Raw genomic sequence first — 16,094 nt, 5'->3', positions numbered from 1 at the left:
GAGGATGGGGTTCAGCCGATCCAGTTCACCGGATCGACGTAATTGCCGTTAGCCAGGACCACGAAGTGCAGGTGACATCCGGTCGACCGTCCGGTCGTACCGACCCGACCGATCAGTTGGCCCTTCTTGACCGATCCGCTGCGCACGGTGATGGCGCTGAGGTGGTCGTACTGCGTGGCCAGGCTCGTTCCACCGACCTCACCATGATCGACGATGACGTGATTTCCCGAGACGCCGTTGAAGCCTGATTGGACGACCTGACCGGCCGCGGCCGCATAGACCGGGGTGCCACAGTTGAAGGAAAAGTCGGCGCCTCCATGCAACCGGCGCACCCGCAGGATGGGGTGCATCCGGTAGCCGTACGGCGATGAAATCTGCGCCTTCGGCGCAGGCCCCGTCAGAAAATGCCCGTCGGCGGGCGGCGCCTTGACCTGGTCGGGCACGGCCGCCTGCTTCTTCTGTGCCGCGGCAGCGGCACGAGCCTTGGCCCGAGCAGCCGCGCGCTTGCGCAAAAGCGTGCCGAGTTGCTTAGAGCGCGCCGTCAACTTCTTAATGTCGGCCTGTTCGGCCTTCTTCCGCTTGCCAAGGTCGGCAGCCGCCCTGGTCTGCTTCTTGAGCAGACCATCCAGCGCCGACTTGGCGGACTGCGCGTCCGTGCGTGCCTTGCCCGCTCGCTTGACTGCGGCCTGCGCCTTAATCTTCAAACTGCTGATCTGGCGGCGTATGCCGCCCAACCGGGCATTCTCTGATCGCGCCGTCGCCTGCTGACCGGACAACGAGTTCAGGACTCCGCCCTGCTGGCGGGCGAGAACATCTGCAAGGGTCAAGCCATCCGAGGCGCCGCCCCCCGGAGACGACAGCACGTTCAGGGTCTGCTCGAAGCCGCCAAGCCCACCCTTCATGTAACTACGGCGCGCGAGCCCCCCGACGGCGACCTTCGACTTCTGCTGGGCCTGCTTGTTGGCGGCCAACACCTTGAGCGACTTTTTCTCGTTGGCCTGGGCGACCTTGAGACGTCCGCTGATGTCCCGGTTCTCCCGGTTGGCCGTGTTCAAGGCTCGCTGGGCACGATCAAGGTCCTTGCGCGCGAGCCCCACCTTTTTTGAGGTCGAGTTCATCGTCGCGACGGCAGCGGAGAGTTCCTGAGAGATCCCGTCAAGATCGTTCTTCGACTTGACCAACTGTTTGTCGACGGACTTCTTCTGCTCATCGGGGTCGTCCGCGAGCGCACCGCCCGCGACCCCGAAGGTCAGCGACAGCACCAAGGCTCCGGCCACAGCGCCACTGGCGCCCTTAAGGTTGCGCGTCCTCGTCGTTGACATCGTGCTCCTCACACCCGCAGGTGCCGTCGAAGGGTTAGCCAGGCTGTTGCGCTGGCTACCACCAAACCCCCGACGCCGAGCCACGGCGCCACCATCCACACGTCTTCTGTTCCGATCAGGCTCACGAGTCCGCCACCACCGTCGTCCAAGAATTGGGCGGTGCCGTATCGGACGGTGGCCCACAGGCCCGCAATGGCCAGGCCCGCGCCAATCAACACCGCGACGACCGTCTCTACCAGGAACGGAAGCCTGACCACCAAGGCCGAAGCGCCCACCGATCTCATGATCTCGACCGCACGGCGGCGGGTGCGTGCCACCTGCTGAATGGTCGTCGTGATCAGCAGCACCGCGCAGACCGTCATCAACCCCGCGAGCGCGACCGCACCGATCGACACCACATTGAGGAGCCGGAAGAAGGTGTCGAGCACCTTGCGCTGGTCACTCACGGCTTCGACGCCAGGCGCGCCATCGATCGCCGCGATGATTTCACCGACACGTTGTGGGTCGGACAACTTGATGCGGAAGGACTCCGGGATCGCGTCCCGGTCAACGCTGGAGAGTTCGGGGCTGTTCTTGAACTGTTCGGTGAACCTCTTGTACGCCTCGCTCGCGCTCTCGTGGTGCACCTCCTGCACCAGCGGCCGCAGGCTGAGCAGGTCGCTTCGGATCTGCGTGCGCTGGGCGTCGGTCACTTTCCCATCGGCGCAGGAGGGCGTGCCCGTCGACTGGGCCGTACACAGAAACACCGAAACCTGGACCTTGTCGTACCAGAAGCCCTTGGCCACATCGACCTGGCGCTGCGCAAGGAGCCCCGCCCCGAGGAAGAACATCGAGACCATCGACACGATGACCACCGAGATGATCATCGAGGTGTTGCGCCGCAGCCCCCCGACGATCTCACTCAGCAGGAATTGCAGCCTCATCGGCGGATCCCCCGCTTTGGCTCAGCGACGTATCCGCTCATGAGGTCGTCGCGCACGACGACGCCGCCTGCGAGCTCAATCACCCGCTTACGGAAGTCGTCGACGATGTGGTGGTCGTGGGTGGCCATCACCACGGTGGTCCCGGCCTTGTTGACCCGTTCGAGTACCTCGACGATCTCGGTACTGGTGTCTGGGTCGAGGTTTCCGGTGGGCTCGTCAGCCAACAGAATCGTGGGCTTGTTCACGATGGCCCGGGCGATGGCGACGCGCTGCTGTTCACCGCCGGAGAGCTGGCGCGGCGTGCGGGCACCCTTGCCATTAAGCCCGACAACCTCAAGTGCCTCCGGTACCAATTGCTTGATCTGGTGCCGCTTGCGGCCGAGGACCTGGAGGGCGAAGGCGACATTCTGCGAGACGGTCTTGTCCTCCAGCAGTCGAAAGTCCTGGAACACCGCGCCGATCTCACGCCGGAGTTGAGGCACTTTGCGGTCCGGGAGTCGCCGCAAGTCACGCCCAGCGACCAGCAGTTCACCATCGGTCGCGATGAGCTCGCGGGTCATTAACTTCAGGAGGGTCGACTTTCCGGAGCCGGAGGCGCCGACCACGAAGACGAAATCGCCGCGCTCAATCTCCAAGGACAGGTCGTCAAGGGCAGCGTCGGGCTCCTTGTCGTACCGCATCGTGACCTGATCGAAGCGGATCATCGTGGAAGCGAAACCTCAGCGTTGGCAGCGGTGGACAACCTGCCCCGAAACAGGCGAGGCTCACGCTAGGGCGCGGGAGGTGATCCATCCGGTAGACGCGCCGCAATACCCCACACTTCCAGGCGTACTCACAGGTTCGGTCCGCCGTGACTAGTCTCAGGTGCCGTCGACGGTCCTCGCGCTGGTGACGTAGCCCTTGATCTTCGCTTGCTCGCCAATCAAGTGGGTTGATTTTCCGGTCTTGAGGTCGACCCGCAGCAGCCCGCCTGGCTGTCGGCAGTCACTGCTTCCCGCCAGGACCATGGTCGCCCCGTATGCCCCGATGAACCGCAGGTCGTTCCGCGCTGACTCGACTTTCGAGCCAGCAGGGTATGCCTGCTCGACACGGCCGTCGTGAGCCCACATCGCCGCGGCACACTCAGCGTTCACCCCACGGCCGTACGCGGCGCCACCGGCAACCTTGCGGATTATCTGAATTCCCTCGTCGTCCGCCAGCGCCCGCCGCAGCGCGCTGTCGCCCTCGTACGAAGTGACATAGATAACCGAACCCTTTTCACGTGCTTCTTCCCTGGCCGTGCAGTGGATCGCGAAATCGGAAGCGCCATACTGCAATCCGGGATAGCAATCGCCCTTCCCCTTGGGCTTGTCGATCGCGCGTTTCAGCGCCCCCGTCTTGGTGTCGCGAACCGTGATGATGTCGCCTTCGTTGGCAGCCACGAGCCGACCATCGGCGGACGCCACTGGGTACACCAAAGGGACGTTGCCGAGGCTGCGCAGCCGCTTGCCAGACACGCTGTAGACCGCCGTTCGCGCGGCGGCGGACTTCCCAGGTCCCTTTCGGAGCACCAAAATCCCGTCTTTCACCAAGACGGCATCCTGGGCTGCAGGTGCGTCCAACTTCGTCGGCTTTCCCGACGCCGTGTCCCACACCGTCAGGATCCGCTTTTCCTCGACTTTCCGGGCCGTCAGCACCGTCCTGGCGTCTGGGCTGATGTCCCAAACCATTTCCTCGGCTGATACGTCCCCCAGCGACTTGCTGCGCCCGTCCGGCCCGACCAGCATCAGCTCGGCCACGGTGTCGCGGGCGGCGTCCGGCTCACGTACGACGGCGGTGTACCCGTTCGCGCGCGCACCCTCCGCCGGGACAAAGGCCGAGGCCGGGCCCGACGTGCTCGCGCCACTCGGCGATTCCTGCCTCGAGGGACTCGCCGGTGCGGTGGCTTCCTGACAGCCAGTGAGCGCCACAACGGCAGCTGTCGCCAGGACACCGACGGTTGCGCGGATCGCTCTAGAACGCATCGCTTCTCCCTTGAATGGTTAGCTGTCCTGGCGCTCCTGGCCACGCTTCCAGCGCACCCCGGCTTCGATGAAGCCGTCGATGTCACCATCGAGTACGGCATCGGTTTTGCCGACTTCGTACTCGGTACGCAGGTCCTTGACCATTTGATACGGATGCAGGACATAGGAACGCATCTGGTCACCCCAGGAAGCCTTGATGTCCCCCGCAAGCTCTTTCTTCTCCGCGGCTTCCAGCTGCCGCTGGAGCACCAACAGGCGCGACTGCATGACGCGAAGTGCCGCGGCACGGTTCTGGATCTGGCTCTTCTCGTTCTGCATCGACACGACGGTGCCGGTCGGAAGGTGCGTCATACGTACCGCTGAGTCTGTGGTGTTGACCGACTGTCCGCCAGGCCCTGACGACCGGAAAACGTCGATCTTCAACTCGTTTTCGGGGATGTCGATCGAATCGGTCTGCTCAATCAGTGGAACGACCTCCACGGCAGCAAAACTGGTCTGTCGGCGGCCCTGGTTGTCAAAGGGGCTGATGCGCACCAAGCGGTGCGTTCCCGCCTCGACCGAGAGGTTGCCGTAGGCATAGGGCACGTCGATCTCGAAGGTCGCCGACTTCAGGCCCGCTTCCTCGGCGTAGGAGGTGTCCATCACCTTGGTCGGATAGCCGTGTCGCTCGGCCCACCGCAGGTACATCCGCATCAGCATCTCGGCAAAGTCGGCCGCATCAACGCCACCGGCTCCCGCTCGGATCGTCACGACCGCGGCGCGCTCGTCATATTCGCCAGCGAGCAGGGTGCGTACCTCAAGTTCTTTCACCGCCTTGGTCAGCGACTCGAGTTCGCGCTGTGCCTCGGCCAGCGTGTCCGCGTCGCTTTCCTCCTGCGCCATCTCCACGAGAACTTCGAGGTCCTCGACGCGGGAGTCCATGCCCTCGATGCGCTCCAGCTCGGAATTGGCTCGCGACAGGCGGCTCGTCACCTGCTGCGCATGCTCGGGGTCATCCCATAGGTCTGGTGCGCCGGATTGTTCTTCCAGCTCGCGAATCTGGGAACGCAGCGCGCCAAGGTCAGTCACCTGGCGCACGGATTCCATCGTCGTGCGCAGGTCTTTGATCTCTTGTGCGAAGTCAACAGCCACGAGACGACAGGGTACGCGCCAGGATGGACCACATGACCACTCCAGTAGCGGCACTGCTCCTAGCGGCTGGCTCCGGCACTCGTATGGGCCGGCCTAAAGCACTCGTGAGAACGCCGGATGGGACGCCGTGGGTCCAGCGCAGCGTCGAGGCTCTGAAGACGGGCGGTTGCGACCCGGTCCTCGTCGCGGTCGGCGCCGAAGCCGACACGGTGACGGCTCTGCTCACCGACGAGATCGTGGTGGCCGTCGCCGATTGGGCTGACGGGATGGGCGCCTCGCTCCGTGCGGGACTTGCCGCGGCCAGCGGGCTCAGCACGAACCGTCTGGTGGTGTCCCTCGTGGACCTGCCCGACGTAGGCCCGGAGGTGGTGGCGCGTTTGGTCGCTGACGGGGGTGACTCGCGGGCGGCTCTGGCCCGTGCGGCATACGGCGGCGTCCCCGGCCATCCCGTTCTCATCGGCCGGGAGCATTGGGCAGGGGTCGCTGACGGGGCGACCGGCGACCAAGGCGCACGAAACTACTTCCGGCGCCACCAACCGGTCCTCGTGGAGTGCGGCGACCTGGCGACTGGGCGGGATATTGACTACGAGGGCGACCTTCCGACCTGACCGTTTCACCCAGCACCCGGGTCGGATAGGCATACTGCACAGGTGCATTCAAGAAGAGGTGTGGTGAACAGTCATGCGTGAGGTGCTCCCGGACCTACTGACGTGGTGGCGCGCCGGCGAGACTGTCGGTATGGCCACGGTGGTCGGCGCCTGGCGCTCGGCTCCGCGTCCGCCCGGAGCCGCCATGCTGCTCGGACCTGACGGCGCAGCCGTCGGGTCGATCTCGGGCGGGTGCGTCGAAGGTGCGGTCTATGAGACCGCCCAGGAGGTCCTGAGATCCGGGTCCCCGCAACTGCATCGCTATGGCGTCAGTGATGACGACGCGTTCGCGGTAGGCCTCACCTGCGGTGGGATCTTGGACGTCCAGATAGAGCCCATTTCGCGGACCACATTCCCTGAACTCGAGGAGGTTGCGCGCCTCATTGAGCAGGAGCAGCCAGTCGCCGTCGCCGCGGTCATCGAGCACCCCGACCCCCGCCTCGTCGGCCGCCGATTGGTCGTTCAACCACACGACGTGGTGGGCACCCTCGGATCGCCGCGGCGCGATGACGCGGTGACCGATGACACCAGGGGGTTGCTGGAGTCCGGACGGAACGCGACCTTGACCTATGGCTCCGACGGCGAGCGTCGCGGCGAGGGCATGCGGGTCTTCGTGAGCTCGTACGCCCCGCGCCCCCGAATGATCGTCTTCGGAGCCATCGATTTTGCGGCCGCCGCGGCCCGTATGGGCGCGTTCCTCGGCTATCACGTCACGGTCTGCGATGCGCGACCGGTGTTTGCCACCAACTCCCGTTTCCCCGATGCCGACGAGGTCGTCGTGGAATGGCCCCACCGCTACCTCTCGGCCGAGGTCGAGGCCGGTCGAGTCGATGGACGCACGGTCCTGACCGTCCTCACCCACGATCCCAAGTTCGACGTACCGCTCCTGGAGGTCGCGCTCCGGCTCTCGGACGTGGGCTATATCGGGGCAATGGGATCGAGGCGCACTCACGACGACCGGGTGGCACGGCTACGCGAAAGTGGTTTGACCGAACAGGAACTGGCGAATCTGCAGAGCCCTATCGGCCTGGATCTCGGGGCGCGCACGCCGGAGGAGACGGCCGTGTCAATCGCCGCCGAAATCATCAGTCGGCGGTGGGGCGGTCAGGGTATGCCGCTCGCCGCTCGCGGCGGCCCGATCCACCACGAGGTGGACTAGCCTCCATCACTCAGACCAACGTGACGGTGACACCGGCGTCTCGAAGTCGGTCAATCTCCGACGCGTCGGCAGAGTCATCGGTGATGAGTTCATCGACGTCCGAGCTTCCACAGATCCGAGCTAGCGCGTACCCGCCGACCTTTGCCCCGTGGGCCACCACGACGACCCGCTGCGCGGCACGAACCATCTCGGCGTTCACGGTTGCCTCTCCCAGGTGTCCACACGTCACACCCGCCTCCGCGTTGATGGCATCGATACCAAGGAACAGGCATTCGACGCGCAGTTCCTTGAGTAGGACGGCCGCATAAGGCCCATGCAACTCGTAGGACTCCGGTCGAGCCTCGCCGCCGATGCAGATCGTGCGGATGTATGGGCGAAGCACCAATTCGGTCGCGATATTGAGGGAGTTGGTCACCGCGGTGACTCCGCTGTCGCGGAGGTCCGGACGTTGCGCGACGTGACGGGCGACGGCAGTCGTTGTGGTGCCACCATTGAAGCCAATCACGGCACCTGGACTCACCCCGGCGGCAGCAGCCCTGGCGATCCGAACGCGAGGGTCGTTCTCTGCCAAGCGATATCGCGCTGGCAACTCATAAGCCACCGAGGTCGCCACCACGCCGCCGTGAACTCGCGTGGCGAGTTGGCGGGCTGCCAATTCGCTGAAGTCTCGGCGTACGGTCGCCGGTGAGACGCCGAGCAATTCGGCACCCTGACTCACCGTCAGCCGCTCCCGAGTCGACAGCAAGTCGAGGAGCCTGCGCCACCGTGACTGCTGGTCGACCTCTGCGCCCGTCACGACGTGGTCGCTTCGGTGTCTCGCATCATCCGATAGTCAAGATGCTCTGGGACTGGCTCGGTGGGACATAGTCGTTGCCATAGGAGTGCCATGGTCTTGTCTCCTTCGGCAAGGTCAGGGACCTCGAGTGCGCGCAGGATGTCCAGCGCCCGGCTGGTCTCGCCCAGGTCGGCCAGGGCCTGGGCCGCCAACAATTGTGTGCGCCCATGCTGGCGTATGTCGTCCGGCACCTCGTCGAGCACGTCAAGGACCCGCTGTGGTCGCCCCGCCTCCAGCAGCCGGCTCAGTCGCTCGGTGACCAATCGCCGCTCGTGTGGGGCAATCTCATGCGCCTGCGCCAACATTCGGTCCACCAGATCTATGTCGGAACTGAGCTGAGCCAATCCACGCAAGGCTGCCGCGCTGGCCTCACGTTGCACACTGCCCTCGTAATCGGCTCGGGCGGCGTCGTGTTCGCCGTCGAGGTGAGCCAAGACCGCTCGTGCGTAAAACGCCCACCACGTCGCGTCGGGCCGGGCGGCTGCTTCGGCGATAGCTCGACGCCATCGCGGCGATACCCCAGGAAGTGGCGCCGACGACGGCTGCGCGACGACCTGGCCACCTCGGACAAGGGGCAACATTTCGAGACTATCGTCGGCCACCTCAGGAAAGGTCATGCCATCCGGCGAGGAGGTGGATCGAAGCGCGAGTTCGACGTGGCCCCAGCCGGATCCGAGCGCCAACTGCTCGCCCGGGTCGGCCTCGGCGGTCGTCTCAAGCCACTGCTGGTGAAGTGCGTTAATGCGCTCCGGAGGCATCTCGCGATAGGCAGCACGCGCCGCGGCGGCGCTCGCCGCCTGGTAGTCCCCGGCCACCTCGGCCGCAGTCATGTCGACGCCAGTGAAGCACTCAGTCCACGTGAGCATGCTGTTCGCGGGGAGGAGGTCATGCTCAAGTTGGGTGGGGCATACACCCGCCTGAATCTCGGCATAGCGACCACCGTCACCGAGGTGCTCTTGCCATCGGCGACCACCTGGGCCGCGCCCCCACAGGAACAACTTGCGGCCACGCAACGCCGCCGTGGAGGTCTGAGCAAAGCCCCGACCATCCGGCTCGAAAGCGGACACCATCCTCGCGGGCGAATCAGAGACCTCAAAGAAGTAGTCCGCTGCGAACGTCGAAGCCGCCGGTCGGCTGACGTCCACGCCGTTCGGGTCGGGTCGTGGCACCGCAACGCGGGTCAGGACGCCGCGGTAGTCAGTCTGCCAGGCGTGCGTCGCGGGAACCAGGACTCGCGTCTCGTCTGTCTCTGGCACGGCGATATTGGTCCACCAGTAGAGCGGCTTGTCCTCTGCGTCGAGGTTGACCAGCCGGGTCGAGGCCATCAGGCACGCACCATCGAGCCACAGGTCGATCGCGAACGGGATGTCGCGAGTGCGCTCCCATTCCCACAGACGCACGCCCTCGCCATCACCGTTGGGCGAGGCAATCCGTGCGGCGTGCATCGGCCGCGTGGTCATCGTCGTGTGCCCGAACGACCCCAGGTTCCACTCGATGCCTCCGGCGAACCACGCATCAGACAGCCCAAAGGCGGCGTACCGCAGGCGTGGCGGGGAGTAGAGCAACTCGCGATCGCGCCGCACATCGACGAAAGACCACACCCGACCGCCCAGCGTCGGCAAAATCGTGACTCGTGCCTGCTCGTTTGCCAATTCGATTGCAGGTAAGGCGAGTTGGTGACTCCCCCGGTCGTAATCACTCATCAGACCGTATGGCAGAGGCGTCCGAAGCCGCCCGCGCGCAACGCGCTCCACCATGTCCGGCGGGGCGCCATCTTCGACCGCCGGGGCACTCGCCGAACGGACCGGTGCGTAGGCGGGAAGCCGACTTTCTGGTCCTAATTCGGATCCCCGAACCTGCGCGGTGGTGACAGTCACCAGTGTCCGGTTCATACCGAGAAACATGATCTTTTGTGCTCATTTTGTCAATCTGATTGACAACATTGATCACGCGGACCAGCATGAAACTCAGTCATGACATGGCTCACACACCACGCTAGGAGTGCCCGATGACCGATTCGCGAAGCATGCCAAACCGCCGAAATGTCCTTCGCCTCGCGTTTGCTGCTGGCGTGGGGCTGTCGGCCTCCTCGGCGCTCACCTCGTGCGCGACGAGCGGTGGCGATGAGGATACCGGGGGTAAGGCAACCGGCGGCGGCGCTAAGGCTGACGCCAAGAATCCGTTCGGCATCAAGGACGGCGCGACCGGCACCTCGGTGATTTTCAATGGCGGATGGGGAATTGACTACGTCACCTTCGCCGCGAAGATGTTCGAGAAGACCCACGGTGGCAAGTTCGAGGTCAAACCCTCGACGCAGATCTCCCAGCAACTGCAGCCACGCTTCGTGGGGAAGAACCCGCCCGACCTCATCGACAACTCGGGCGCGAACAAGATCGGCCTCAACGCCATCGTCGATCAGCTCGAAGATCTGAACGACGTGTTGGACGCGAACAACCTTGAAGGCAAGCCGATCAAGGACACGTTGTACCCCGGTGCCAAGAGCCCCGGCACGATCGACGGCAAGCTCATCGCGATCAATTACGTGCAGACCGTCTTTGCGATCTGGTACTCGGCAAGCCTGTTCCAGGAGAACGACTGGACCCCACCGAAGACCTGGGATGAGGCCTACGAGCTCGGCGGCAAGGCCAAGAGCAAGGGCAAGTTCCTTTTCCTGTGGGGCAAGGAGGCCGCGACCTATTACCAGACGCTCGTGATCGGGTCGGCGATCAAGGAGGGCGGCGACGACGTTCGTCTGGCCCTGGAAAACCTCGACAAGGATGGCTGGTCCCACCCGGCCGTCCAGGGCGCCATCAAGGGCCTGGAGAAAATCATCAAAGCTGGCTACATGAAGCCGGGCGGGGCAGGCACCCAGTTCACCCAGGCACAAGCGCAGTGGAGCCGGAGTCAGGAGGCGCTGCTCTACCCCTCGGGCTCGTGGATCGAGAACGAAATGAAGAAGCAAACCAAAAGTGGCTTCAAAATGACCGGCGCTCCAGAAATGACCGAGACGGGCTCCTCGAAGATGCCGCTGACGGCGCTGCACGCCGCCGCAGACGAAGCGTTCATCGTTCCGAGTGACGGCAAGAACCCAGCATCGGCCAAAGAGGTTCTGCGGATCATGCTGTCCAAGGAGGCTGCCGCCAACTTCGCCAAGACGAAGCTCACGCCGACCATCGTCAAAGACACTGTCCCCACCGACGGCTTTGGCTCGACCGCGCTTCAGTCCCAGACGAAGTTGTTGGAGGATGCCGGCAAGGATGTCTTCACCTTCAACTTCGTCAATCTGTATGGCACCAACCAGGATCAGCTTGTCCCGTGGAACTCCTTCCTCTCCGGGAAGATCGACGCTGCAGGCTTGACCAAGAGCCTGCAGGCCATCTCGGACAAGGTCCGCAACGACTCCTCGGTGAAGAAGGCCAAGGTCACGTGAGCGGGGCGCTCGTTCCGCCCGTGGCGACCGGGCAAGGATCGATTGCCCCCTCACGGCGCCGAATGCGTCCCGGGCGGGTCGGCTTCCTGCTGGTGACCTTGGGCCTACCGCTGGCGTTCTATCTCGGCCTGGTCGTCTGGCCATTCATTCAGGCCTTCGGCTACTCGCTGACCAACTGGACAGGGTTCTCCGGCAACTTCGACGTCATCGGCCTGGACAATTACGTCACGCTGTGGAACGACGAAGTCTTCCGCAGGGCGGTGATCAACAACATCCTGCTGGTCACCGTCGTGCCCTTAGTGACCATCACCTTGGCGCTTGCGCTGGCGACGATGCTGACGGTCGGTGGCGCCAGTTCAGGTGCCGTACGCGGCCTGAGCCGGTCATCCTTCTATCGCGTGGTGTCTTTCTTTCCCTACACCATCCCGGCCATCGTCATTGGCCTGATCTGGGCTCAGAACTTTGACCCCTCGAACGGCCTGATCAACGGCGCCCTCACCTCGATCGGTCTGTCTGGCTTCGAGTCCTACCCGTGGCTCGGCGACGCCAGGACGGCGATGCCCGTCTCGATGTTTGTCATCATTTGGGCCTTTGTCGGCTTCTACATGGTGCTGTTCGTCGCAGCAATCAAGGGGATTCCGGCCGAGTTGTACGACGCGGCCCGCGTCGACGGCGCGGGCCGAATCCGGATGACCTTCACGATCACGGTGCCGATGATTCGCGACAACGTGCAAACGGCCTACATCTATCTCGGGATTTTCGCCCTCGACGCCTTCGTCTACATGCAGGCGCTCAACCCCGGTGGCGGCCCGCAGAACAGCACTCTGGTGATGCCACAGGTGCTGTACGAGACCGCGTTCAGGAAGAACCAGTTCGGGCTCGCCAGCGCCATGGGTGTCGTCCTCGCGCTCCTGACGCTGTTCTTCGCCGTCCTAGTGATCCTGGCATTCCGACTGACCCGTGGAAAGGACCCGCGATGAGTGAAACGCCACAGACCACGGGCCAGGACCGCGCGGTCGTCGTGACCTCACATGTGGTCCTGACGATCTGGTCGATCATCGTCATCTTTCCGCTGCTCTGGGTTTTCTTGTCATCGTGGAAGACCACCGGCGAGATCTTCGATTCCCCCTTGTCACTGCCGCGCACCCTGTCCTTCGACAATTACGTCAGGGCATGGAACGACTCCAACATCGGGCGCTACTTGCTCAATTCCGTTGTGGTGGTGAGCATCTCACTCATCATCGTGATGATCCTTGGCTCGATGGCGGCCTACTCACTGGCGCGCTTCGACTTCCGCGGGAACCGGACGATCTACTACCTGATTCTGGCGGGAAATACCTTCCCGATCTTCCTGGCAATCGTGCCGCTGTTCTTCGTCTTACGGAACCTCGGACTACTCAACACGCTGCCGGGCCTGATCCTGGCGTACGTCGCCTTTGCCTTTCCCTTTACGGTCTTCTTCCTCTACCCGTTCTTCAAAGGCCTGCCCAGCGAGATCGCTGAGGCCGCTGAAATGGACGGGGCTGGTGACTGGCGGACCTTCCTGCAAGTGATGCTGCCGATGGCGCGCCCGGGGATCGCGGCGGTCGCCATCTTCAACTTTCTGGGGCTGTGGAACCAGTTCTTGCTGCCTGTCGCGCTGAACACCAATGAGTCCAACTACGTTCTGTCCCAGGGGATGGAGTCCTTCGCCTCATCCGCTGGCTACGCCGTTGACTTCGGCGCGCTGTTCGCCGCCGTGGTCATCACCGTCGTTCCGGTGCTGATCGTCTACGTCGTCTTCCAACGACAGCTGCAAGGTTCGCTGTCGCAGGGAACGATGAAGTAGGTCGGTCGAGCCCAACGCCGGTCGAGCCCAACGCCGGTCGAGTAGGCGGGAACGAAGTGACCGCCGTATCGAGACCACCCACCAGGGTCTCCACACGGCCTCGACTAACGCCTCGACCTGCTCGACCAACGTTGGTGGCTCCACCAACGCCGGTCGAGTAGGCCGGAACGAAGTGACCGCCGTATCGAGACCACCCACCAGGGTCCACACGGCCTCGACACGGCCTCGGCTAACGCCTCGACCTGCTCGACCAACGTTGGTGGCTCCACCTACGCCGGTCGAGTAGGCGGGAACGAAGTGACCGCCGAATCGAGACCACCCACCAGGGTCCACACGGCCTCGGCTAACGCCTCCACCTGCTCGACCAGCGTTGGTGGCTCGACCAGCGTTGGTGGCTCGACCAACGTTGGTGGCTCGACCCGCGCTGGTGTCACCACCACTCGTGGAAGTGGTGGACCGGGCCGGACCCGGAGCCGATCTGGAGGACGTGCCCAGCTGCTACGGCGGTGGTCAGCCAGTCCTTCGCATCGCTGATCGCGGTGAGCCAGTTGGCGTCGAGCTGTGGCAGCAACGCCGCGATTGCCGCTGATAGCGAGCAACCGGTGCCGTGCGTGTTCGGAGTGTTCACGCGCGGCTGCTCCAGCACGTGCATGCCTTTGGCGTCGGCATAGATGTCGATGGCGTCGTCACCGACCCGGTGTCCGCCCTTGACCAGAACGCGAGGTATGCCCAGCTCCAGGAGTGAGTTCGCCTGTCGTTGCTGGTCATCCACCGTCAGGGCGACCTCAGAGTTCAACAGGACAGCCGCCTCGTGCAGGTTGGGCGTGACCAGATCGGCGTACGGCGCTAGTCGGCGCATCGCCGAGACGGCGTCATCATCGAGAAGGCGGCTTCCGCTGGTAGAGACCATGACGGGGTCCAGAACGACCGGGCAGGTGAGCACGTCGCGTACGACCTCGGTCACCACTTCGACGATTGGAGCGTTCGCCAACATGCCAAGCTTGGCGGCATCAAGGCGTACGTCACTGACCAGAGTTGTCACCTGCTCACGGACGAAATCTGGGGGCACCGCATGCACGCCGGTGACTCCTTGCGTGCTCTGGGCGGTCAGGGCGGTCAATGCCGCGCAGCCGTATGCCCCCAGCGCGCTGAACGACTTGAGATCTGCCTGGATGCCCGCTCCCCCGGAAGGATCTGATCCGGCGAGGGTGAGCGCTACTGGCGGCCTGGACGTCGCGCTCATGGTGTCGCTTCCCAGGCGGAGCGAATGTCGCGGGCAGCAGCTTGTGGATCGGGCGCGGAACAGATCGCTGTGACCACGGCGATGCCTTCCACTCCGGCATCTCTCAGGCGGGGCGCCCGGGTTGCGTCAATCCCGCCGATCGCCACCGATGGAAGCGGTGTGGCGGTGGCGACGGCTCGAATACCCTCAGGCCCCAACGCATCTCGTCCGGTGTCCTTTGTCCTGGTCGGCCACGCCGGGCCAATCCCCAGATAGTCGACCACGCCTTCGGCTTCAGCGATTCGAGCTTGCTCAGTGGTGTGAGCGGACAGACCAAGCCAACGGTCCGGCCCGATGAGGTCGCGTGCCTGCGCCGCAGGCATATCGGTCTGCCCCACGTGGACGCCCGCTGCGCCAGAGGGTTCAACCAGGTGGACTCGGTCATCGATCAGCAGCGGAACATCTGACCCAGCAAGGGCATCCACGAGCTGGATCGCGAGGTCGAGCACGACCTCATCAGTTGCCGTGGGCTCGCGCAGCTGGACGATGCTGACGCCTCCCTCGACCGCAGCCACAACGGTCGACACCAGGCGATCACGCCCGGTGTGGGCGCTGCTCGTGACGAGGTAGATCGACAGGTCCAATGGAGGACGGCCGCTCATGCCAACCTCACGCGTTCGGCGAGGGTGTCGGGTTCGAGAAGCGAAAGTTCATCGAGCAGATTCATCGCGAATGAGCCTGGGCCGCGGGCGTTTTCGGCGGCGAGGTCGGCCGCGACAGTCAAGGTCGCTGTCGCCGCCACGGCAGCCAGCAGGTAGTCATCTTCGACTCCCGCGAAGGCCGCCATCAGGGCTCCCAAGGCGCACCCGACGCCGGTCACCTTGGTCATCCACGGGTGACCATTGCGGACGCGTACAAGCCGGTCGTGATGAACCAGGTGGTCAACCTCCCCCGACACGGCAACCACCGGCCCGCCAAGCGAAAGCTGCCGCGCTGGCAGCGCTGCTTGCTCTGGGGAGTCGATGGCGTCGACCCCACGTCCGCCGCTCCCACCCGCGACGGCCATGATCTCGCTGGCGTTACCCCTGATGACCGCAGGCGGCTCGAGTTGGATGAGTTCCGGTACTAGGCCGGTGCGCCAGGACAGACCACCGACTGCAACCGGGTCCAGGACCCAGGGCGTACCCGCATCGGCAGCCGTGGTGACTGCCACCTTCATGGCCGCAATGGTGCTGTCCTGTGGGGTGCCCAGATTGATGAGTACGCCATCGGCTACCGCTGCAAATTCGCCAGCCTCGCGGGGATTGTCCACCATCGCTGGCGCCGCGCCCGCCGCGAGCAAGACGTTGGCGGTCCACCCCATCACGACATTGTTGGTGAGGCACTGCACTAACGGGGAGCGCTCACGCAACCGGTGCAGCGTGTTCCCGACCGCGGCCGCATCGATCGCGGCATGGGTGGGTGAACTGATGTCAGACATGACGTCCCTATCGCTAGAACAACCTAGATCAGGTGCAACGGGTGTCATCTCAGCCACCTCCTGTCGGTGGCACCCCGCGTCGACATCCACCATAACGCCCGAGCACTGTCACAC

The 16,094-nt window shown here is 64.3% G+C and carries 15 protein-coding genes and 1 riboswitch; of the genes, 5 read left to right on the top strand and 10 right to left on the bottom strand.

The annotated features are described in order from the left end of the window. Positions 1-11: 11 nt before the first annotated feature. The 5 genes from F562_RS20025 to prfB form a co-directional block, all read right to left on the bottom strand. On the bottom strand, positions 12-1,322 hold the full coding sequence (locus F562_RS20025) for a M23 family metallopeptidase (protein WP_083915437.1): 1,311 nt from the start codon (positions 1,320-1,322) through the stop codon (positions 12-14). Positions 1,323-1,330: 8 nt separating this feature from the next. Continuing rightward, the gene (gene ftsX, locus F562_RS0102825; protein WP_018155410.1) at positions 1,331-2,245 is read right to left on the bottom strand and encodes a permease-like cell division protein FtsX; all 915 of its coding nucleotides are present in this window, start codon (positions 2,243-2,245) and stop codon (positions 1,331-1,333) included. After that, entirely contained in the window at positions 2,242-2,949 is a 708-nt protein-coding gene (gene ftsE / locus F562_RS17850; RefSeq protein ID WP_018155409.1) for a cell division ATP-binding protein FtsE, read from the bottom strand. The genes ftsX and ftsE overlap by 4 nt, the downstream gene beginning before the upstream one ends. Before the next feature lie 156 nt (positions 2,950-3,105). After that, entirely contained in the window at positions 3,106-4,248 is a 1,143-nt protein-coding gene (locus F562_RS0102815; protein ID WP_018155408.1) for a hypothetical protein, read from the bottom strand. Between the two features lie 18 nt (positions 4,249-4,266). After that, positions 4,267-5,379: a peptide chain release factor 2 gene (gene prfB, locus F562_RS0102810; RefSeq protein WP_018155407.1), complete on the bottom strand. Its 1,113-nt coding sequence runs from the start codon at positions 5,377-5,379 to the stop codon at positions 4,267-4,269. Positions 5,380-5,411: 32 nt separating this feature from the next. Between prfB and F562_RS0102805 the strand changes: the two genes are divergently transcribed. Further along, complete coding sequence (locus tag F562_RS0102805) at positions 5,412-5,987, top strand: nucleotidyltransferase family protein (protein WP_026180951.1); 576 nt, start codon at positions 5,412-5,414, stop codon at positions 5,985-5,987. Positions 5,988-6,060: 73 nt separating this feature from the next. Beyond that, positions 6,061-7,185: an XdhC family protein gene (locus F562_RS0102800; RefSeq protein WP_018155405.1), complete on the top strand. Its 1,125-nt coding sequence runs from the start codon at positions 6,061-6,063 to the stop codon at positions 7,183-7,185. A gap of 10 nt (positions 7,186-7,195) precedes the next feature. Here F562_RS0102800 and F562_RS0102795 read toward each other — a convergent pair whose 3' ends face one another. Both F562_RS0102795 and F562_RS17845 read right to left on the bottom strand, forming a co-directional pair. Then, entirely contained in the window at positions 7,196-7,981 is a 786-nt protein-coding gene (locus F562_RS0102795) for a DeoR/GlpR family DNA-binding transcription regulator (RefSeq protein WP_018155404.1), read from the bottom strand. Beyond that, complete coding sequence (locus F562_RS17845) at positions 7,978-9,723, bottom strand: DUF5107 domain-containing protein (RefSeq protein ID WP_169333355.1); 1,746 nt, start codon at positions 9,721-9,723, stop codon at positions 7,978-7,980. Before F562_RS17845 ends, F562_RS0102795 begins: the two co-directional genes overlap by 4 nt. A gap of 305 nt (positions 9,724-10,028) precedes the next feature. Here F562_RS17845 and ngcE point away from each other — a divergent pair, with 305 nt between their 5' ends. The 3 genes from ngcE to F562_RS0102775 all read left to right on the top strand — a co-directional run bounded on the left by ngcE (position 10,029) and on the right by F562_RS0102775 (position 13,278). Beyond that, the gene (gene ngcE / locus F562_RS0102785) at positions 10,029-11,450 is read left to right on the top strand and encodes an N-acetylglucosamine/diacetylchitobiose ABC transporter substrate-binding protein (protein WP_018155402.1); all 1,422 of its coding nucleotides are present in this window, start codon (positions 10,029-10,031) and stop codon (positions 11,448-11,450) included. Positions 11,451-11,512: 62 nt separating this feature from the next. Then, a complete protein-coding gene (locus tag F562_RS0102780) occupies positions 11,513-12,430 on the top strand; it encodes a carbohydrate ABC transporter permease (protein WP_018155401.1) in 918 nt (305 codons plus the stop codon). Next, the gene (locus tag F562_RS0102775) at positions 12,427-13,278 is read left to right on the top strand and encodes a carbohydrate ABC transporter permease (RefSeq protein ID WP_018155400.1); all 852 of its coding nucleotides are present in this window, start codon (positions 12,427-12,429) and stop codon (positions 13,276-13,278) included. The genes F562_RS0102780 and F562_RS0102775 overlap by 4 nt, the downstream gene beginning before the upstream one ends. 430 nt (positions 13,279-13,708) lie before the next feature. Here F562_RS0102775 and thiD read toward each other — a convergent pair whose 3' ends face one another. The 3 genes from thiD to thiM form a co-directional block, all read right to left on the bottom strand. Next, positions 13,709-14,521, bottom strand: a complete 813-nt coding sequence (thiD, locus tag F562_RS0102765; protein WP_018155398.1) for a bifunctional hydroxymethylpyrimidine kinase/phosphomethylpyrimidine kinase — start codon at positions 14,519-14,521, stop codon at positions 13,709-13,711. Further along, positions 14,518-15,162 carry a thiamine phosphate synthase gene (gene thiE, locus F562_RS0102760; protein WP_018155397.1) on the bottom strand — a complete coding sequence of 215 codons (645 nt, stop codon included), beginning with the start codon at positions 15,160-15,162 and terminating at the stop codon, positions 14,518-14,520. The genes thiD and thiE overlap by 4 nt, the downstream gene beginning before the upstream one ends. Next, positions 15,159-15,980 (bottom strand): hydroxyethylthiazole kinase, encoded by an 822-nt coding sequence (gene thiM / locus F562_RS0102755; protein ID WP_018155396.1) that lies wholly within the window; start codon positions 15,978-15,980, stop codon positions 15,159-15,161. The genes thiE and thiM overlap by 4 nt, the downstream gene beginning before the upstream one ends. Beyond that, a riboswitch (TPP riboswitch) is annotated at positions 15,968-16,067 on the bottom strand. Its footprint overlaps the gene before it by 13 nt. Positions 16,068-16,094 lie beyond the last annotated feature (27 nt).

Source organism: Demetria terragena DSM 11295 (assembly GCF_000376825.1).
Classification (GTDB): domain Bacteria; phylum Actinomycetota; class Actinomycetes; order Actinomycetales; family Dermatophilaceae; genus Demetria; species Demetria terragena.
This window is presented reverse-complemented; position numbering and strand designations above follow the sequence as displayed.